This window comes from Nostoc sp. DedSLP04 (assembly GCF_034530775.1).
Lineage (GTDB): Bacteria > Cyanobacteriota > Cyanobacteriia > Cyanobacteriales > Nostocaceae > Nostoc.
Genome location: NZ_JAVRCL010000033.1, coordinates 40,245 through 60,132 on the forward strand (window position 1 = coordinate 40,245; position 19,888 = coordinate 60,132).

The window sequence follows — 19,888 nt, forward strand, 5'->3', positions numbered from 1 at the left end:
AATCAAAAACACGCCTGTTTGCTAATTAGCATACAGGCGTTGTTATATCTTTTAACTTAAATTTTATAAGGCTGATTGAATAGGTATTTTAATTACAAATTCTGCACCTTTTTCTGGAACAGAAAAACAGTTAAGTTGCCCGTTATGTTTTTCAACTATAATTTGATAGCTTATATATAGCCCTAGTCCAGTACCTTTACCCACAGTTTTAGTGGTAAAAAATGGATCGAATAGCTTTGAGCGAACTTGTTCATTGATCCCCAAACCATTATCAGCAATACTAACTTCTATCCATTTTTCATCGATTAGCTCAGTTTTAATTTGAATTTGGGGATTATTATTTATCAGTTTTTGATTTTCAGTTTTTTGTGTATTTACTTCTGAATATTGACTGTTGAGCGCTGATGCTTCTAGTGCATCGATTGCATTAGCAAGAATATTCATAAACACTTGATTGAGTTGACCAGGATAGCAAGTTACATTTGGTAGCTGACTATATTTTTTGATGACTTTGATTTCTGGGTACTCATGCCTAGCTTGCAGGCGATGCTCCAAAATCATCAAAGTACTATCAATTCCTTCATGAATATTGACTTGCTTAAGTTCTGCTTCATCCAGCCTGGAAAAATTACGTAGTGATTTAACAATTTCCTGAATGCGTTCTGCTCCCACTTTCATGGATTGGAAGAGTTTGGTTATATCTTGAATCAAAAAATCTAAGTCTATTTCTTCTACTTGCTGTTGGATTTCTGGAAGAGTATTTGGAAAAGCTTGTTGATAAACTTCGACTAATTTCAGTAAATCCTGAGTGTATTTATGAGCGTGGTGAAGGTTCCCATAAATAAAACTCACGGGGTTATTTATTTCATGAGCAATACCAGCGACCATCTGACCTAAACTAGACATTTTCTCAGCTTGGATAAGCTGAGTTTGGGTAAGCTTTAGCTCATTTAGTGTGTCTTGTAAAGCAGTTGTACGTTCCTCGACCCGAATTTCTAGCTCTTGATTCGCTTTCTTGAGCGCTTCCTCTGCTTGTTTCCGTCTCTGAATTTCTTTGGCTAACTCATCAATTTTTTCGTTCAAGAGAACGAAATTACTGCTGGTCAGAGTTCTATTTTCCAAGCGTAAGAGAATTAAAGCTGAAGATTCAGGAGACCAAGGTTGAATAACGGCTCCTTGGCTACGACATATTAACGTTTGTCCATCATTCTTTCGTAAAGTCAAAGAGCCAATCACCATTGCCCTGCTACTTGAACAAGCTTGCAGATACTTTACAATATCGTTAGCAGGCTCAGTTACAATTTCAAAAAGTATTTTTCCCTGCAATTCTTGACGGCGTAACCCCAACATATCTGCTAATGGTTGATTGGTAGCTAACAGCTGACCCTCTCCACTTACCAGAAGTAAAGGTTCTGGTAAAACTCTGGCAAATTCAAGAAATTGTTCAGGAGTCATGGGGCTTCTACTTTCACGGTTTGACTCTACTTTACATATCTGCACTAAGCTTAATCCTGGAGTTATTTTGTTCGATAGTGAAGGATTTACACAGATTCTAGTCCCCTAAAGTATTCTCGACCTTCTGCATCTTCTGCCTCTTCTGTAAGTTTTAAGTAAACAATAACTTTACATCCAGAATTACCTTCTGCTATTGTCTCTTGCAATTCTACTTTTGCATATCCTAGATTATTAGCTGCGATCGTTCCAAAAACGTTTGAAGTCATCATGCACATGGCAGGGCGATTAATTACTTTATCGCCAAATGGGCAAACACGGTTGCCAAAGACAATTTTTTCATCATTCTGCTCAATAACATAAAAATCGCCCTGGATTCGTTTTTTTAAATCAATCAAGACATCAGCTACCTGCCTACGAGAAAGGTTAGATATCTCCAGGGCAGATTTATAATCTTGGTTAATCTGCCTTCCCATCCTTTCACCAACAACGCTAATAAATCCCGAAGCTTCTTTTAAACCCACTACATCCTGCAAAGTACCAGATAATTCTCTGATTAGTGTACGTAAAAATATGTCGCGTTCTAAAGAAAGATTAAGCGTAGCTATTGAGTCCTTGGGTACATCGATCATAAATTTTGAGAATACAATCTTGGAAGTACACTTATAGAGTTCCCCAAAATTTCTCTAAAGTAACTACTTAATCTTTTTATTTTGAGAATTTAATGTTTGCTTTTGGTTCTAATGAAAAAATGTCGATAAGAAATTATGAGCCTTATCGTTGTGACAGTTTACGGTTTTGCATAGTCTCTTCTAGGTTAAGTCCCCATTATTTTTTCTAACCCTCCTTCAAGAGTGGGGAATTAGATCAAGTCTTAAAAGGTTAGCCAGCAAAAATAATCCCAGCTTTTGGTATATCTTTTGCAAGAGAACTGGCACATTGCTGAAGAACTTCTTCAACTGCTGCAAGAGAATCTGGATCGTTACTGTGGTCTACTACTGCCTTGAACATAAATTTATTTATTATGTTAATAAATGTAGCTTACTATAATTATTAAATAGGAAGTTTAATGATAAATTCTGAACCTTGCCCTATTGATGAATTTACCTCTAGAGTTCCTCCATGTTTTTCGACAACAATCTGACGAGCAATTGATAAGCCTAATCCTGTACCTTGACCCACAGGCTTGGTGGTGAATAAATAGTCAAAGATTTTTTGTTGGACATCAGCCGACATTCCCACGCCATTATCTTTAATCCTAATCGAGATATAATTTTTATCTTCAGTGAGAGTGGTTTGAATCAAAATTTGATTAGGATTTGCATCAATTTCCATATAGGTAAGTCCTATATTAGACTCCTCTAAAGCATCAATAGCATTAGCTAATAAATTCATAAATACTTGATTTAGTTGTCCGATAAAACATTCTAATTCTGGCAATATATCGTAATCTCTAATTACTTGAATATCGGGTCGATCTTCGGATGCTTTTAAACGGTGTTTTAGAATCATAATTGTACTGTCTATACCATCATGAATGTTGCAATACACTTTGCGATCGCTATCTGCTCGAGAAAAGGTTCTCAAGCTGGTACTAATGTTGCGAATGCGCTGAATTCCCTCTTTCATTGAGGAAATTAAATTAGGTAGATCGGCAAGTATATACTTCAAATCTATCGCTGCAATTTCCTCTTGAATTTCTGGAACTGGATTAGGATAGTGCTCCTGATAAAGATCAATAATGCTAATCATGTTTTGGAAATATACTGAAGCGTGTCCAAGATTGCCATGAATAAAACCAACTGGATTATTAATTTCATGAGCAACTCCTGCTACTAATTGACCAAGAGCAGACATTTTTTCCGTCTGTACAAGCTGAAGTTGAGACTCTTGTAGGTCTTTTAATGCCCTAGATAATGCTGATGTCCTTTCTAAAACTCGTTTTTCTAAAGTTTTTGTGAGATTTCGTAATTGAAGATGGGTTTTTATTCTAGCTAATAATTCTTCTTCATGAAAGGGTTTTGTGATATAATCAACTGCCCCTATATTTAGACCCTTTACCTTACTATGAGTATCAGAATTAGCTGTCATAAAAATTACGGGTATATCACAAGTAGCTGAATTTTCTTTTAGTCTTTTGCAAGTTTCAAATCCATCTATTCCTGGCATCATCACATCTAATAAAATTAAATCGGGAAGTTGGAACTCAACCTGCTTCAGCGCTTTTTCTCCATCATTTTCTGTAAGAACTTTAAAGCCTGCATTACTTAATATGTTAAAGACAATTTCTAAATTAGTGGTAGTATCATCTACCACTAAAATTAAACTATCTTCTGGGGTATAAAGCATTTTTATTTCTGATTTTTCATTCATATATTTAAATTAATTTAATTTCTTCTTATTTGCTCTGCGATCGCAGCTAATTCCCCTCTATTTTCTTGGTAGACAGGCTGCCAATTTATCGTCTGACAACCCTATAGTTCCCAAAAACTCTGATAACAGCAACATTTTCACGCTAAATTGCCTATAGCTTTGCGTTGGGGCGATGGCTACTAAGGAACATTAACCACCAATCTTCATTTCAGTAGATATAAATATCTTCCTTTCGGAAGGCCATAACTCATAAATTAGTCATTATTACCCTTGTCTTTTTATAAAATTAGTGGCTTGCTAGCTCAGAAAAAAATTGTTGATGTTATAAGTTAATTGTTTCATTTAGTCAATACAGGACTTACCCACCCAGATCCCCCAACCCCATTAAAAAGGGGCTTTAGAAGTTCCCCCCTTTTTAAGGGGGGCTAGGGGGGATCTAGGTTTCAGGCTTCAGTGCGTAAGTCCTAAATAGTGCCTATTATGAGTATTTTTCTATGTAACTTTTTGTTACAAAAAATCTAATTACATATAATTACGCTATAGTTACAACTATGTTTGTTAAAAACATCACAAATTAAGTTTGCAAATATTCACATAGATTTACATACCACTAGCAGTGACGTAAATATAATTTACACACTGTAGAACATGTGGTGTTACAGTAAGTTCTTTTCAAAAATTTGTCATAGGCTTTTTATAAGTCTATTGATTTTTTCTTCTGTAATTCATATTCAGGACTTATGAACTTCTAACTAATAATTACCATGAAGGAACTACTTTCCTCCGATTTATACTGTCCATTTTCATCCCATATCAATAAGCATATTGATGTTTTAGAAGAGTATGCTCTTGAATGGGTAACTTGCTTTAACCTACTGGCAAATGAATCAGTTTATCGACGTTTCACCAAGTCAAATTTTTTCAAGCTCGTAGCAGGTGCTTATCCTTACTGCAATCTGGAAAAAATAAAGATTGCCAGTGACTTGTTCAGTTGGCTGTTTATTTGGGATGACCAATGTGATATGTCAGATTTAGGCCAACAACCTGAAGCACTTAAACTTTTTCATCAAAGATTTATTGAAGTACTAAATGGAGCAGAACTTACAAGCAACGATATACACCTTAGCTATGCTTTAAGTGACCTACGACAACGGATGCTCCAAATAGGGAGCATAAAATGGTTCGATCACTTTGTTTTTAGCTTTGAGGAATACTTCGCTGGATGTGTACAGGAAGCAAGTAACCGCGCACAGGAAATAATACCGGATATTGATACTTATATCAGAATACGAAACTTAAGTTCGGCGGGGGATCTTACCGTAGTATTGATTGAATTTTGCGATCAATTGCTGATTCCTGATATTTTACGACAGCACGAGATTTTCAAAAAACTCAAAGAGAAGACAATTAATATTCTTGCCTGGTGTAATGATATCTTTTCGTATTCTAGAGAAATGGCAAGTGGTGATGTTCACAATCTAGTATTAGTATTGTACTATCAACAGCAACTACCTCTAGAAATAGCGATTAAGCGTGCAGTCGATATCCACGACCGAGAAGTACGAGAACTGATCGAACTAGAAGCATGTCTGCCATCTTTTGGAGAAGAAGTAGATGCTGAACTTACAAAGTATATTTCAGGAATGTATGCCTGGATACGGGGCAATCTAGATTGGTATTTTAATTCCGATCGCTATCAAACTATAGAAAGGCTAGAGTTAGTAGAAACGTTGGAGTTAGATAAATCTCAAAGCAATATGCAATTACTTTCAAACATGAAAGTTTTACTACCATCATAAGGAAAACTATACTATCTCAACGAATATTTTTCACGATGCTCCCAACGATTTTTATAAAGAGTGGTTAGGAGCATCTAGAATTTTATTGCTTCAAAGTTAATCAATATTACTCCATAACTAACAATACAAAAGTAACGCAATTTCAATATGAAAAATCAAATGCAACTACCTAATCCACTAAAAACTCCCTCTTTAATCCAGAAAATCCAGTGGGTTGCAGACCCCGTTAGTTTTATGGAAAATGCAACTCAGCAATATCCTGATATTTTTACTGCTGAGGTAATTGGTTTTGGGGAGACTGTGGTTTTTGTGAACCATCCTCAAGCAATTAAGGAAATTTTCACTAACGATCGGAAGAAGTTTTTATTCGTTGGCAGAGGGAACAAAATATTTGAACCCTTAGCCGGGGAATATTCACTCCTCATGCTGGACGGTGAACGCCATAAACGGCGGCGGCAACTCACAATGCCTTCCTTTCATGGCAACAGAATGCGAGCTTACGGTTCTTTGATTTCTAATCTCACCGAACAAGTCTTTAGTCATTTACCACTAAATCAGCCCTTCTTAGCTCGTACTGCAATGCAGGAAATTTCTCTGCAAATTATTTTACAAGCTATTTTTGGCTTGCATAAGGGAGCACGTTACGACAAAATCAAGCACTTAATGGCGTTGCTTCTCGATCTCTTTAGCTCACCTCTTACTTCTAGCTTCCTTTTTTTCCCCTTCCTGCAACAAGATTTAGGAGCTTGGAGTCCTTGGGGATGGTTTCTGCGTCAACGGCAGCAAATTTATGAATTGCTATACGCTGAAATTGCCCAACGCCGGGAAGAACCCAATCGAGATCGCATCGATATTTTATCCTTGCTGATGTTAGCGCGAGATGAAGCGGGTAATCCGATGACAGATCAAGAGTTGCGTGATGATTTGATGACACTGATGGTAGCAGGACATGAAACAGTGGCAACAGCAATGGCTTGGGGATTGTATTGGATTCATCATTTACCGAAAGTCCGAGATAAATTGCTTCAAGAACTTGATTCCCTCGGTGATTCCCCAGATCCCATGAGCATTTTCCAACTACCTTATCTCACAGCTGTTTGTAATGAAACATTGCGAATTCACCCGATCGCAATGTTCGCGTTCCCCAGGATAGTCCAAGAACCCTGTGAACTACTAGGACATCCTTTAGCTTCTGGAACATTACTGGTTCCCAGTATTTACCTAACTCATCAGCGTGAGGATTTATATCCGCAGCATCAGCAATTTAAACCAGAACGCTTTTTAGAACACGAATTTTCTACTTATGAATTTTTGCCCTTTGGTGGTGGAGTTCGTCGCTGTATAGGTGAAGCTTTGGCTATGTTTGAAATGAAGCTAGTATTAGCAAAAGTACTGTCAGGCTATCAACTTGCTCTAGCTGGTAAGCGGCCAGAGCATCCTCAACGTCGAGGTTTTGCACTTGCGCCTGCTAATGGGGTGAAGATGGTAGTTACAGGACGACATGTGCGTGAAGAGCCTCGAGTGAATATGACAACTACATCCACATCGGTCTTTTAATAATCTGTCAGAGCGATTTTAATAAAAATTATAAACGCAGCTTTTCACAAAAACTGCGTTTTTAGTACTCTTAGATTTGGACTCGATCAATTACTCATCTAACCCTCTAACTGTTGCATTGGTATCTCAATAGTAAACTCAGTCCCTTTTCCCGGTGTAGAATTACAGGTTAAACTACCTTTGTGTTTGTCCACGACAATCTGGTAGCTAATTGACAACCCTAAACCCGTACCACTTCCTACTGACTTGGTGGTAAAAAATGGGTCAAATATTTTCTGCTGCACGGCTTTTGTCATGCCAGAACCGTTATCAGTAATCCGAATTATTGCCGTATTAGAATTTGTTAGTTCAGTAAAAATGTGAATTTGTCGTACACGATGAGAAGTCGGTGACGTATCTATATCATTTGTTAATTCTTCTCGCTCGTTTATTAATGATGGATGAGCTATGATAAATAACTCTTCTAAAGCATCAATTGCATTACTCAGAATATTCATAAATACCTGATTTAGTTGGCCAGGGTAACAAATAACTTCCGGTAATTGTCCATATTTTTTGATGACTTCAATTTCTAGTAAATTGCTATTTGGTTTCAGTCGGTGCTGCAAAATCATTAAGGTGTTGTCTATTCCCTCATGAACATCTACAGGTTTCATTTCAGCTTCATCTAAGCGAGAAAAGTTACGTAAGCCCAAAACAATATTTCGGATACGCGAACTCCCTACTTTCATGGAATCTAGAATCTTGAGAAGGTCTTCTGATAAAAAATCTATGTCAATCTCCTCAGATTTCTCTTCAATTAAAGGGGATGGATGGGGATATTCTTGCTGATAAATAACTATCAAATCCAGCAACTCTTGGACATACTCGCTAGCATGATTGATATTGCCATGAATAAAGTTAATCGGGTTATTTATTTCATGAGCAATTCCCGCCACCATTTGTCCCAAAGAAGACATTTTTTCACTTTGAATTAATTGGATTTGGGTACTTTGCAATTCTTGTAAAGTTTGTTGTAAACATTGATTTTTGTCATTGAGTTCTTGGGTTCTTTCCTGAACCTTTCCCTCTAGGGTATGGTTGTATTCCTCCAAGCTTTCTTTAGCTTGTGCCAAGTTTTTATAAAGAATAGCATTCTCTAGGGATATTGCTGCTTGAGTGGTGAGAAGTTTGAGAACTTCTATGCGATCGCGTGTAAATGCTCCTGTTGTCAGACGATTTTCTAGGTAAAGAATCCCAATTAATTTACCTTGATTTAGAAGAGGTATAGACAATAAGCTCTTAGGTTCTTCACTAGTGATATAACTATCACTTGCTAGAAAAGAAACAGCTATTGGATCATCAATAACCAAGATTTCTCTAGAGCGTTTAACATAGTTAATCAAAGTAATGGGAACATCGTAGCTTGATTCAAGGCAAGTTGATGGAAACTCAGTATAGGTATGCTCAAAATTTGAACTTGAACAAACTGCTGTGACAGTTAATGCTAAGTTATCACCTTCACTCAAAATTAAAGCGCATTTAGAAGCTCCTGCATTCTCCATAACAACTTCCATTAAAGTAGAAAGTAGTCGCTCAAGCTCGATTTCTCCAGAGAGTGCGTGAGATGCTTTAATGAATGCGGCTAAATCCAGAGAATCAGAAATACTTGTCTTCGAGCCAATAACAGTTTGTTGATTACTTAGAGTAGATAAAGATGATATAGATATGCTATTGAAAGAAGCGCTTTCCTCGCTAGCAGGGATACTCAGTTTTTGTTGCTGGGATATAGGAGTGAGTAATTGGGGATAGCGTTTTACTAAATCGTCAACTTTGGCTTTTGCTCCCCAATTAACGTATCCATAATAGGCATCAATTAAGTAGGTTTGGGCAATTTTCTGCTTGCCCCATTTTAGATAAAATTTAGCTGCAAGTTCCTGAGCTAAAGCTACTTCATTCTTGTAGTCATGCTCTTCAGCTAGGGAGATAGCACGGTCGTATTCTTCCATTGCTTCAAAATATTTCCCTTCAACTCGATACCTTTCTGCTTCTACCAAATAAAATTTATGGCAATTATTCATTGGGGCATGATATGCCCAATATTGCATCTTTTCCTGATTAGCTTGCACCCGATCGAGAATACGCTTTTGCTCTGAATCAGGTGCATCGGCGTACACCGCCAGTTTGGCCAGAGAATCGTAAAAATAGAAAACAGGAACAACTAGTTGTCCTGTACCACTATCTAAGTACTTTTCAGCTAGGGTGGCATTTTCAGCTGCTTGAGGGAACTGCTGAAACAAGTAGCATAAATGTAGTTTATGGAAATATAGATATAAAAGTCCGATTCCATCCTTGGCTTCCAAATGCAGTGGCAGCATTTTCTCCTCATCATAGGCTGCACCAATTAAACGACAAGGATTTTCTACAAACCCCAGTAAATTTAAGACACTTTGTTGATAGATACAATTCCAGTTAAACGCTCTTTCTTGCTTGATTTGCTTCAAAGCATTGCTGTAGTTTGCTATCTCGCGTTCCAGCCCTGTAAGTTCTCTACCAATAGAATAACAACAGAAGCAATAAAACTGAAGAAATAAAGCTGCAAATTCTAAATCTCCTGTTTCTATCGCTAGAGAGTAAGCTTCTAGTACAGTATTTAATGTTTCCTTAGGATGCTCCTTCCAATGACGGATACCTGCATGAAATACCTCCATAACTTTTGCTTCAACTTCTTTAGCATTGTACTTAGCCACCAAACTTAAAGCCAGTTTGCCAAAATCATAGCCAGACTGAATATCTCCCTTTTCACTACAGAGGATCGTTCCGTAAAGAACGTATGCAAAGGCAGACAAGGGGGCATTGCCATATTTGAGCGATAAGTTGATTTGTTTAAGAACAATCAGGAAAAAAAGTTCAGGAGTAACTGCATAGGCAAAAAAAAGCGCATTCGATAGAATCCGCATAACTACCAATGTTTGTTCTGCCGTCATTTCTGGCAGATCAATTAAATCCTCAATCCGCTTTTCATTTAAATTTAATGTTAGTTCAGCGATCGCTAGCTGAATATCTGACTGACTAGGATTTTCAGGCAACTCAACTTCCAACAATTTTAGAACACTTAGTGCAGTCCTGACAGATTCTAGTGCTTGGTTTTGCGCTCCATAAGCTTTAATTTTGACTTCATAAACTTTTACTTTTTCTAGCAGTGTTTTTGCTCGTGCCAACACTACTTCTACTAATTGCTCCATTTGCCTAAAGTCGCCAGCTAGATACGCAGCCTCTGCTCCTGTCTCATACAAAGCTAGGATTAGTTGATATTTAGTCTCCCAACTATCACTTGCGAGCAATTGGATGCCGATAGTTAAATACTTAACAGCGGCGGGATAAGCTGTTGATGCTAAAGCCTTACGTCCAGCAATTAGATTCATCTGGGCCAGTTCATCTCGTTTAGCTTGAGGGGAGATGAATTCTACTGCGATATTAAACTGATTGACAAGCTCAAAAATCTTTTCTTCCTGTTTTGCAACAGGAATATTGTTCAATAACAGTAGCCCAATTTTTAAGTGAATTGGCTTTTTTTGTTCTTCAGGAATTAAAGAATAAGCGGCTTGCTGCACTCTATCATGGACAAATTTATACTTGGGTAGCTGTAAATTAGAATTTGAACATTGTGTAGATTCTATTCCATGAACAATGAATTCTTGATTAGTATTATCTTTTGAAAAAATGCTGTAATTTTCAGATTGTGGTAAAATTAGCCCATCAAGTAACGCTTGCCACAAGTCTGATGCTGTATCTACTACAGATTTTTCATTAACGATCGCCAGAGTTTTTAAGTCAAATTGATTTCCAATACAGGCAGCTAGTTTCAAAACTTTTTGGGTATATATTGGCAATTTTTCTATTTGCAGGGCGATAAATTCTACTACATCATCTGTAAGAGCTAAATCTTTGATTTTTGAAATATCATACTGCCAATGACCAGCATCAAAATTTAATACAATTAGCCCATCATTATGTAAAGTTTTGAGAAATTGAACAGAAAAGAAGGGGTTGCCTTTAGTTTTAGCAAACACCATCTGGGTGAGAGGAACAGCAACCAATTCTGGACAATGAAGTGTCTCAGCAATTAGATGATTTAAATCGCCTTGATTTAAAGGTGCTAAAGTAATTGTATTAATGATTACTCCTGCTTTTTGAATCTCCTGTAGTGTCAAAGAAAGCGGATGTGCCTTGGAAATTTCATTATCTCGATAGGAACCAACTAATAAGAAACCCCCTTTTGTTTCACGCATCTGTTCTGTCTCTTCTGAAATAGAAGACAACATACTTTCACACATTAATAACTGAATTAATTTCAAAGAAGCTGTATCTGCCCATTGCAAGTCATCGAGAAAGATAACTAGGGGATGTTCTTTAGTTGTAAAGATTTGGATGAATTTTTGAAACAATAAATTGAAACGATTTTTGGCAGCGCTGCCAGAGAGTTCTGTAACCTGAGGTTGTTTACCAATAATCTGTTCGAGTTCAGGAATGACATCAATAATCACCTGTGTTTGTGTACCTAATTCCCGCAGAATTTTGGATTTCCATTGTTGAATTTGAGCATCAGTTTCTGAGAGCAGTTGCCCAATTAAGTCCCGAAAGGCTTGCACTAATCCTGACAAAGGAATGTCACGTTGAAACTGGTCAAATTTTCCTTTGATGAAGTAACTACGCTGCCGCACAATAGGTTTGTGGACTTCATTAACCACGGCAGTTTTGCCAATGCCAGAGAAACCTGCGACTAATATCATTTCTGTTGCCCCGTCTGTCACACGCTTAAAAGCAGCAAGTAGAGTTTCAACTTCACTTTGGCGACCATAGAGTTTTTCAGGGATTACAAAACGGTCAGAGATGTCTCTCACGCCGAGTTTAAAGGGTGCAATATTTCCTGTTTCTTGCCACTGGCTTTGGCACACCTCCAAGTCATGCTTTAACCCCAAAGCACTCTGATAGCGGTCTTCGGCATTTTTTGCCATCAGCTTGCTGATGATGTCAGACAAAATTAGCGGAATATCGGAGTTAATCCGACTGGCTCTTGGCGGTTGTTTGGCAATGTGAGAGTAAACTAACTCCGTCGGATCTTTGCTGGTGAAAGGTAACTGTCCGGTGAGGAGCTGAAAGAAGGTGACACCGAGGGAATAAAAATCAGTGCGGTAGTCAATACCTCGGTTCATCCTTCCAGTTTGTTCTGGGGAAATGTAAGCCAGGGTACCTTCTAAGATGTTGGGATTCGTGAGAAATTGAATTTCTCTTGGCAAAAGGGTGGCAATACTAAAGTCGATGAGTTTGATTTCATTTGTGCTAGGGTTGATGAGGATGTTGGCAGGCTTGATATCTTTGTGAATGATGCGATCGCGATGCAGTCTTTCCAGGGTAGAAGCAATTTTAATCGCAATGTGGAAAAACTCGTTCAGGGAAAGCCAGTTTTCCTTTTTTACTTTGTCATCTATTTGCCAGTTTTGGAGGGAAATGCCACCAAAGTCTTCCATCACTAAAACATAGCTGTTACGGTAATTTTCTAAGCTATAGGTTTTGACTATGCCAGGAAAATCGAGGTTTTTGGTGATGATATATTGATTTCGGAACTGAGCTATTTCTGCAAAGGTAGGATATTCATTCCGCATCAATTTGAGAACGACTGATTTTTGGTCTTCTTCTCTAATACCTCGATAAACTAGAGTTTTACTGCCTGAGTAGATTTGTTCAGTAATGCGATAACCAGGAAACGAATATAATGTATCTAATACTACTAACATTGCGGACTATGCTCATAATTATTGTTTCTATGGCTTATTATTCCCGCGCAAAGACTATCCTCATCATGAAAGAGGATTTTTTTGTTTAATTTGTATTAGAAAATGTGACTTGTAATATATTTTTATTACTAAATATCTGAATCTTAAACTGTATGTTTTCTCATCAAGTGAAGTACATATCGAAATCTCAACACAACCCTTCTTTGAACTTACTAAGAGGGAAGATAAAGTACAGCTTTACCGAGCTTAGGTCAAGCTGTACCTCACTAAATAATGATGATTTATCAACATAAGTGTTTTTGAACTAACTATTTTTATCCGCTTTTAATCGGACACCAGTATAGATGGTGTATTTTTGGCTGCGATAATAATAACGAGCACAAATACTACTTGATTTTTTGTTTAATAAAAGTCACAACCTGAGTAAGCTGTTTCTTCAAACCATCAATTTCTGCTTGCATTTTGACAATTTTCTCATTCAATGCATTAATTTCTGCCTCGGAGACTCCTCCAGTACTGGGGGTTGTGATGCTGGGGGCTGTGACGCTATTTGCAACGCTAGGAGCTACTACCGTACCATTGGCGACACCAGAGGTTGCTACTGTGCCATTTTTGACAGCAACCGCTGCTCCTACTGCCACTAGTTCTGGGCGTGGCTGTTTTGCCTTGGCCATAGCTAGCTTAATTGCACCAATTAGTTGTTTCTGATCGAAAGGTTTGCCCAGAAATTCAAAATATTCAAATGGTTCTGTGATTTTCTCAGTCACCTCTTCTTTGCGACCAGACATGATCACTAAAGGAATTTTCCTTAACTCTGGATCGGCTTGAACTTTCTGGAAAACTTCCCAGCCACTCATTTTAGGTAACAGAAAATCCAGCATAATCAGGCTGAGTTTTTCCTGAAGGATGAAATTTAGTCCTTCCACACCGTCTTTTGCTTCTAGTACCTCAAAATTGCCCGGAGGCAACATTTCTCGTACTTTTACCCTGACAACTGTAGTGTCATCGATAACTAAAATCTTGTTGCTTGCCACGACTGTTTGCTCTAACAGAAACTATAAGTGTAAATAGCGGCTTTGCCGATTGTCCTTGAGAATCCTCCCACTATATACATAATTTCTAGCAATTGGGGGATAGTATATTTCGGTATAAATGACATTGTTAGAGGTGTTTTGCAAAACTTTTGCTCGTGCTCTTTTAAATTTGTGTCATTGTGATATTTAATCAACCGACCACTACATCTATATCCGCATCTTGCTTGGATGTTTATGATTTCGTCACAACAAGCCGAACTAAAGTCTGAAATTAAGGCAATGCCTAGCTGGTTACGTCGCCCGATTGGTAAAGCCAGTGAAATCTCTACCGTACAACGCATTATTAAGCAGCGCCAAATTCACACGATTTGTGAAGAAGGACGCTGCCCTAACCGCGGAGAGTGCTATGCCCAAAAAACTGCAACTTTTTTGCTAATGGGGCCTACATGCACACGCTCTTGTGCTTTCTGTCAAGTAGATAAAGGTCATGCACCAATGCCTCTTGATTTAGAGGAACCTGAAAAGGTTGCCCAGGCGGTGCAGCTTTTGGGATTGCGTTATGTGGTGCTGACTTCTGTAGCCCGTGATGACTTGTCCGATCGGGGTGCAGGGCACTTTGTAAAGACGATCGCGACTATTCGCCAATTGAATCCAGAGACTCAAATAGAAGTGCTGACCCCAGATTTTTGGGGTAGTGCTGGTGTTGGAGAAGAAGGTCAACGCCAGCGGATAGCGATGATTGTCAAAGCCAAACCAGCTTGTTTCAATCACAATATTGAGACAGTGCGGCGGTTAACTGGGCCAGTGCGCCGGGGAGCCAAGTACGATCGCTCCCTCTTGGTGCTGGCTACGGTTAAAGAACTCGATTCGACAATTCCCACCAAATCAGGTTTGATGCTGGGACACGGAGAAACAGTTGATGAAGTTATTGAAGCAATGGCTGATTTAAGGGCTGTAGGATGCGATCGCTTGACTCTTGGGCAGTATATGCGTCCTTCTTTAGAACATTTGCCAGTCCAAAAATATTGGACTCCAGAGGAATTCGATCGACTTGGCAGATTAGCATGGGAAATGGGATTCAACCATGTTCGTTCTGGGCCTCTGGTTCGCAGTTCTTACCATGCTGGAGAGGAGGGAGTAAGGATTGGGGAGTAGGGAGTGGGGGGAGCAGGGGGGCAGGGGGACAAGTTTCTCCTTTGTCTCCCCCCTCTTCCTTGTCTCTTCTCCATGCCCAATGCCCAATTCCCAATTCCCAATGCCCAATTCCCAACTTCACACAAATATTCTTAAAGAATTTGAGTATTTGGTACACCAGTTTGGTATTTCTTTAAAAGTCATGACATTAGGAGAATCGGATTATGACCTCTAAAACAACGAAGAATCCTACAGATTTACCAGTTGCCGACAGTGGAGCTAAACCTCCCTACGCCTATCGCACAGGCTGGGCAATATTCTTGTTAGCTATCAATTTCCTGGTAGCAGCCTGGTATTTCCACATTATTGAATAATTAGAAGTGGAGTGGTGCTGCTCAAATCGTTCCTTTGAATAAACCTTTGGGGCGAATGAGCAGCACCAAAATCATGATTAACAGTGCTACACCTTGTTTGTATTGTGAACCCAGCCAAGGAGTGCTGATTTCCTGGACGATGCCAATGATAAAAGCTGCTGCGATCGCACCGTAGGGATTGCCAATTCCACCAAGTATTACTGAGGCAAATAATGGTAATATTAAGAACCAACCCATATTCGGGCGCACAGCTGTAATTAACCCATACATACTGCCGCCCAATGACGTAATCGTGCCAGCAATTACCCAAGTCCAAAAAATAACTCGGTCAACATTGATACCTGAAACTCTAGCTAAGTCCAGATCGTCGGCAACTGCTCGCATCGCCTTACCAATTTTGGTATTTTGCAGCAGATAATGCAGCGCCAAAATTGCTAGCACCGCCAACCCTAATACCAATAATTGATTTTGCGGTATCTTTAAACCCAAAATATCTAAAGCCGGAGTAACAGGTAAATTATAATTTTGGTTCCTGCCACCCCAGATAAAAATAATCCCATTGCGAATAAATAAGGCAAGTCCGATAGAAATAATAATCAGCGTAGTGGAAGTAGCACGGATAGAGCGCATCTTTGACCACAGTAACTTTTCCGATAACAGCATTGCTGCTACTGTTCCCGCCGCCGCCAAAATCATCGACAGCCAAATATTGACTCCAATGGTGTTCATCAGCCAAGTTAGATAGGCTCCTAAAGTGAGAAAGTCACCATGAGCAAAGTTAGATAGCCGTAAAATTCCATAAGTAAGAGTCAGTCCGACTGCGGCTAGAGCAATAATGCTCCCCACCGCAATCCCATTCACGATTAGTTGAGCGAATTGTGCATCCATAAGTTTTCAGTTGCGTTGAAAAAATTTTAGGTTAGGTTCATACAATAATTTTTTTTTGGACTAGCTGCTAAACTCGACATCATAAGTTATGGTTTATAACAACATAAGTTATCGTTTATAAATAAAAAAGAATTGTCCGTTAATATACATAAAATCCTGTTGGGATTTTTATGCGTAGCTAAACTTGTTCAGCGGTCTAGTTGACCATGCAGCAGTATTCAAGCTTACCAGACCAGAAATCACTGATAGATGCAACGCCAAAACTTAAACTTTTGACAACAATTGAGCAACTTCGCGCGCAGCTGTGGCTGGAGAGCAGCTTAAACCAGTTGCAAAGTCGCCTTAATGATTGCTTGCTTTCTGCTTGTAACACTGTCCCACAGCCAGAAGCAGCACAAGCGGAAATTTTCCAAACCGTGGTTAACGAGATTAACAGTGCTATTCACAGCAGTAATCTGGCACTTACAGAATGTGCCGTAGGCATCGCTATGTGTCAACCACAAGAAACTGTTGCCACAGTTTGCTATGTTTCTGGTTCTCCATCCCCAAATTCACCACCTTTATTTCTAGAAGTGCTGACAGCAGAAAAAAAGCTGCTGTTGAGATTGCAAGAAGTCATAAAAATTGAAGATTTACAACAGCTTGAGAATCAGCAACTACCGAGCGCTTGGCGGTTAGCGGATGATTCTGGCAGCGTTATCGGCTGGCTAATTCTTGCCACAGCGCCCCTAAGTTCTCATCATGAGTCGTTCATAGAATCGCAAGCTCAACTCAGATCGCAATTGATAACAAGGTCTGCCAAATGCTGTACTACAACCTTGGTACAACTTAGACACATCCTGTCTTGGCCGCAACGGTGTCAACAGTTAAGTAATTCTAATCAAGAATTGGAGCGCACCAATCAACTGAAAAATCAGTTTCTGGCAAACACCAGCCACGAAATTCGTACACCGCTTAGTTCCATTATTGGGTTTACCCATCTGCTTTTAGCTCCAGGGTACGAACCAACTAAAGAACGGCAGCAAGAGTATTTAAATATCATTCAGTCTAGCGGTAAACACTTACTAGCTCTGATTAACGATATTTTGGATCTCTCTAAAATTGAAGCAAATCAGCTAGAAGTACAGTGGGAAACAGTAGATGTCCCACTGTTGTGTAACAATGTTTTGGCATTGGTGAAAGAGAAAGCTGCTAATAAAAGTTTGAAACTGTGCCTAGAACTTGAACCTGATATTACAACCTTAGTAGCTGACCCCTTACGACTCAAGCAAATGTTGTTGAATTTACTCTTCAACGCCCTAAAGTTTACCAGTCAAGGAAGTGTTGGCTTACAGATTGCTTCCAAAGGTGTATTTGTGCATTTTACAGTTTGGGATACTGGCACTGGCATTTCCCAGGAAGACCAAGTTCAACTGTTTCAGCCATATTTCCAAATTGCCAAGGCCGTAGCAGATGGTATTGAAGGTACTGGTTTGGGTTTAGCAGTGACTCAGAAACTCGCCCAAATTCACGGTGGTTGGGTGAAAGTTGAATCGGAAATAGATCGTGGCTCCCGTTTTACTCTTGTACTTCCTCTTAAGCAAAAGATGGCAGTCAGGGTAGATGAGGAAGCAGGAGAAGCAAATTTTCCCTCATTTCCTCTGCCTTTGACACCTAGTTCCTCTGTAGAAATTTTGCTGGTAGAAAATGATTTACCCAATGCTGATTTGATGCAAATTTATCTACAAAAATTGGGATATCAAGTGACTTGGGTTAAGAATGCTGACGAGATGTGGGAAGCCCTAACACAGTTAGATCCAGCGGTAATTTTAATGGATGTTTGTTTGGCAGATGGAAATGGTCTTAACTTGGTACAACAACTGCGAGAACATCAGCAATATCGGACGATTCCGGTAATTGTTCAAACAGCAATGGCGATGAAAGGCGATCGCGAAACCTGTCTAGCGGCTGGAGTAAATGACTATATTTCTAAACCAATTGATTTACCACTTTTAGCCAGTCTGGTGGCTAAGTACAGCAAACCGCCAATATAGAGAGGCAGGGGGAGACGAGAAAGCAGGGGAGCAGGGAGATGAGGGGACAAGGGGACAAGGGGACAAGGAGATAAACAAAACTCTTAACTCCTAACTCAGCACGGGCTAAACGCCCCGCTGACGCTAACAGCACTCCTAACGCCCAATGCCCAATGCTCCATAACTAATGACTACAATATAAATGATTGGGTGCTGTAAGGTTTTGGCAGGATTGGGAAATGATGCTGACAGAAAAATTTGAGCAATTAAGAGCCTTATTTACAGAAATGGAGCAGGCGTTGATTGCCTACTCTGGGGGCGTTGATAGCACTTTGGTTGCCAAAATTGCTTATGATGTGTTGGGCGATCGCGCTTTGGCTGTCACGGCTGTTTCTCCTTCACTGTTACCAGAAGAATTGGAAGACGCGAAAATTCAAGCTGCAACAATTGGGATTCCTCATAAAATCGTCCAGACTCACGAGATGGAAAATCCCAATTACACTTCTAACCCGGTTAACCGCTGTTATTTTTGCAAAAGTGAGTTGCACGACACTCTCAAACCTTTAGCTTTAGAGTTGGGTTATCCTTATGTGGTGGATGGGGTGAATGCTGATGATTTGCATGATTATCGCCCAGGAATTCAGGCGGCTAAAGAAAGAGGGGCGCGATCGCCTTTAGCAGAAGTCGGTCTTACCAAGGTTGAAGTTCGCCAACTTTCGCAACAACTCGGTTTACCTTGGTGGGATAAACCCGCTCAACCTTGCCTAAGTTCGAGGTTTCCTTACGGTGAAGAGATTACTGTCGCTAAGTTGCAACGAGTCGGCAGAGGAGAAATTTATCTGCGAAAGCTAGGCTGGCAGAATTTGCGCGTGCGATCGGAAGGTGATACAGCACGTATTGAATTACCACCAGAACAAATCAAAGAGTTTGTATTAACTAACGATTTACAAACATTAGTTTCGGCATTTCAAGATTTTGGATTTATCTACGTAACCTTAGATTTAGAAGGTTATCGTAGCGGTAAGTTGAATCAGGTATTAAATCGGGAAGCCTTGGGCGTTAAAGTATAAAATTTTAGTTCTATAAATATAGAGTTTATTTACCGTCTAGAGCAACTAGAAAGCAACCGTTAATTCTCCAGATATTATTGGGCTGTTTTTCCATAAAATATAAAGCCCTCAAGGGGACTCCATCAGGAGCAAGTAGCAGCACTGGTTGAGTTATGTTTCCCTGGATGGTTGTTATGTTCTCAAAAAATACAGAACGAGGACGGTATACTGCTCGGTAGCTTGTCTTTACCATCTGCATAAAATTTTCTGGAGTTCCGAATTGCGCCTGAATCGCCGGACTAGCAAAGGCAAAAGCGCCTTGGGCATCATCTTTTTTAAAGGCTGCCAATTGGTATTCAATTACAGAACGTATGTTGATGGCATCAGTATCAGTAACTTCCATAAATTTAAAAATTGCTTAGGCGCAGCCCATCGTAGA

General features: G+C 39.4%; 14 protein-coding genes. 6 read left to right on the plus strand and 8 right to left on the minus strand.

Annotated elements, in window-relative coordinates; genetic code table 11:
* Window positions 1–63 precede the first annotated feature (63 nt).
* The 4 genes from RMX89_RS19445 to RMX89_RS19460 form a co-directional block, all read right to left on the minus strand.
* Window positions 64–1,455: an ATP-binding protein gene (locus tag RMX89_RS19445; protein WP_322690091.1), complete on the minus strand. Its 1,392-nt coding sequence runs from the start codon at window positions 1,453–1,455 to the stop codon at window positions 64–66.
* Between the two features lie 86 nt (window positions 1,456–1,541).
* The gene (locus RMX89_RS19450; protein WP_322684909.1) at window positions 1,542–2,084 is read right to left on the minus strand and encodes a methanogen output domain 1-containing protein; all 543 of its coding nucleotides are present in this window, start codon (window positions 2,082–2,084) and stop codon (window positions 1,542–1,544) included.
* A 250-nt stretch (window positions 2,085–2,334) separates the two neighbouring features.
* Complete coding sequence (locus tag RMX89_RS19455; RefSeq protein ID WP_322690092.1) at window positions 2,335–2,463, minus strand: hypothetical protein; 129 nt, start codon at window positions 2,461–2,463, stop codon at window positions 2,335–2,337.
* A 42-nt stretch (window positions 2,464–2,505) separates the two neighbouring features.
* The gene (locus RMX89_RS19460; protein ID WP_322690093.1) at window positions 2,506–3,825 is read right to left on the minus strand and encodes a response regulator; all 1,320 of its coding nucleotides are present in this window, start codon (window positions 3,823–3,825) and stop codon (window positions 2,506–2,508) included.
* A gap of 764 nt (window positions 3,826–4,589) precedes the next feature.
* On the opposite strand from RMX89_RS19460, the gene RMX89_RS19465 reads away from it, so the two are divergent.
* Together RMX89_RS19465 and RMX89_RS19470 are read left to right on the plus strand one after the other, a co-directional pair.
* Window positions 4,590–5,624 (plus strand): terpene synthase family protein, encoded by a 1,035-nt coding sequence (locus RMX89_RS19465; protein WP_322690094.1) that lies wholly within the window; start codon window positions 4,590–4,592, stop codon window positions 5,622–5,624.
* 159 nt (window positions 5,625–5,783) lie between these two features.
* Window positions 5,784–7,181 carry a cytochrome P450 gene (locus RMX89_RS19470; RefSeq protein WP_322690116.1) on the plus strand — a complete coding sequence of 466 codons (1,398 nt, stop codon included), beginning with the start codon at window positions 5,784–5,786 and terminating at the stop codon, window positions 7,179–7,181.
* A gap of 98 nt (window positions 7,182–7,279) precedes the next feature.
* Here the strand turns inward: RMX89_RS19470 and RMX89_RS19475 are convergent, their stop codons facing one another.
* Entirely contained in the window at window positions 7,280–12,958 is a 5,679-nt protein-coding gene (locus RMX89_RS19475) for an AAA family ATPase (protein WP_322690095.1), read from the minus strand.
* A 386-nt stretch (window positions 12,959–13,344) separates the two neighbouring features.
* Entirely contained in the window at window positions 13,345–13,992 is a 648-nt protein-coding gene (locus RMX89_RS19480) for a response regulator (protein WP_322672005.1), read from the minus strand.
* Between the two features lie 234 nt (window positions 13,993–14,226).
* Between RMX89_RS19480 and lipA the strand changes: the two genes are divergently transcribed.
* Window positions 14,227–15,147, plus strand: a complete 921-nt coding sequence (lipA, locus tag RMX89_RS19485; RefSeq protein ID WP_322690096.1) for a lipoyl synthase — start codon at window positions 14,227–14,229, stop codon at window positions 15,145–15,147.
* A 203-nt stretch (window positions 15,148–15,350) separates the two neighbouring features.
* On the plus strand, window positions 15,351–15,500 hold the full coding sequence (locus RMX89_RS19490) for a photosystem I protein PsaX (RefSeq protein WP_322669294.1): 150 nt from the start codon (window positions 15,351–15,353) through the stop codon (window positions 15,498–15,500).
* Between the two features lie 21 nt (window positions 15,501–15,521).
* Here the strand turns inward: RMX89_RS19490 and RMX89_RS19495 are convergent, their stop codons facing one another.
* Complete coding sequence (locus RMX89_RS19495) at window positions 15,522–16,388, minus strand: branched-chain amino acid ABC transporter permease (protein ID WP_322690097.1); 867 nt, start codon at window positions 16,386–16,388, stop codon at window positions 15,522–15,524.
* 206 nt (window positions 16,389–16,594) lie between these two features.
* On the opposite strand from RMX89_RS19495, the gene hrmK reads away from it, so the two are divergent.
* Both hrmK and larE read left to right on the plus strand, forming a co-directional pair.
* Window positions 16,595–18,421 (plus strand): hybrid histidine kinase/response regulator HrmK, encoded by a 1,827-nt coding sequence (gene hrmK, locus RMX89_RS19500; RefSeq protein WP_322690098.1) that lies wholly within the window; start codon window positions 16,595–16,597, stop codon window positions 18,419–18,421.
* 221 nt (window positions 18,422–18,642) lie between these two features.
* Window positions 18,643–19,470, plus strand: coding sequence for an ATP-dependent sacrificial sulfur transferase LarE (larE, locus tag RMX89_RS19505; protein ID WP_322690117.1), 828 nt, complete (start codon window positions 18,643–18,645; stop codon window positions 19,468–19,470).
* Window positions 19,471–19,495: 25 nt separating this feature from the next.
* Here the strand turns inward: larE and RMX89_RS19510 are convergent, their stop codons facing one another.
* Window positions 19,496–19,852 carry a DUF4864 domain-containing protein gene (locus tag RMX89_RS19510; protein ID WP_322690099.1) on the minus strand — a complete coding sequence of 119 codons (357 nt, stop codon included), beginning with the start codon at window positions 19,850–19,852 and terminating at the stop codon, window positions 19,496–19,498.
* Window positions 19,853–19,888: the final 36 nt, after the last annotated feature.

What these genes read in the sequence shown, in the direction of transcription:
- RMX89_RS19445 (WP_322690091.1), bottom strand. Translation starts at nt 1,455, where the DNA reads ATGACTCCTGAACAATTTCTTGAATTTGCCAGAGTTTTACCAGAACCT.
- RMX89_RS19450 (WP_322684909.1), bottom strand. Translation starts at nt 2,084, where the DNA reads ATGATCGATGTACCCAAGGACTCAATAGCTACGCTTAATCTTTCTTTA.
- RMX89_RS19455 (WP_322690092.1), bottom strand. Translation starts at nt 2,463, where the DNA reads ATGTTCAAGGCAGTAGTAGACCACAGTAACGATCCAGATTCTCTTGCA.
- RMX89_RS19460 (WP_322690093.1), bottom strand. Translation starts at nt 3,825, where the DNA reads ATGAATGAAAAATCAGAAATAAAAATGCTTTATACCCCAGAAGATAGT.
- RMX89_RS19465 (WP_322690094.1), top strand. Translation starts at nt 4,590, where the DNA reads ATGAAGGAACTACTTTCCTCCGATTTATACTGTCCATTTTCATCCCAT.
- RMX89_RS19470 (WP_322690116.1), top strand. Translation starts at nt 5,784, where the DNA reads ATGCAACTACCTAATCCACTAAAAACTCCCTCTTTAATCCAGAAAATC.
- RMX89_RS19475 (WP_322690095.1), bottom strand. Translation starts at nt 12,958, where the DNA reads ATGTTAGTAGTATTAGATACATTATATTCGTTTCCTGGTTATCGCATT.
- lipA (WP_322690096.1), top strand. Translation starts at nt 14,227, where the DNA reads ATGATTTCGTCACAACAAGCCGAACTAAAGTCTGAAATTAAGGCAATG.
- RMX89_RS19490 (WP_322669294.1), top strand. Translation starts at nt 15,351, where the DNA reads ATGACCTCTAAAACAACGAAGAATCCTACAGATTTACCAGTTGCCGAC.
- RMX89_RS19495 (WP_322690097.1), bottom strand. Translation starts at nt 16,388, where the DNA reads ATGGATGCACAATTCGCTCAACTAATCGTGAATGGGATTGCGGTGGGG.
- hrmK (WP_322690098.1), top strand. Translation starts at nt 16,595, where the DNA reads ATGCAGCAGTATTCAAGCTTACCAGACCAGAAATCACTGATAGATGCA.
- larE (WP_322690117.1), top strand. Translation starts at nt 18,643, where the DNA reads ATGCTGACAGAAAAATTTGAGCAATTAAGAGCCTTATTTACAGAAATG.
- RMX89_RS19510 (WP_322690099.1), bottom strand. Translation starts at nt 19,852, where the DNA reads ATGGAAGTTACTGATACTGATGCCATCAACATACGTTCTGTAATTGAA.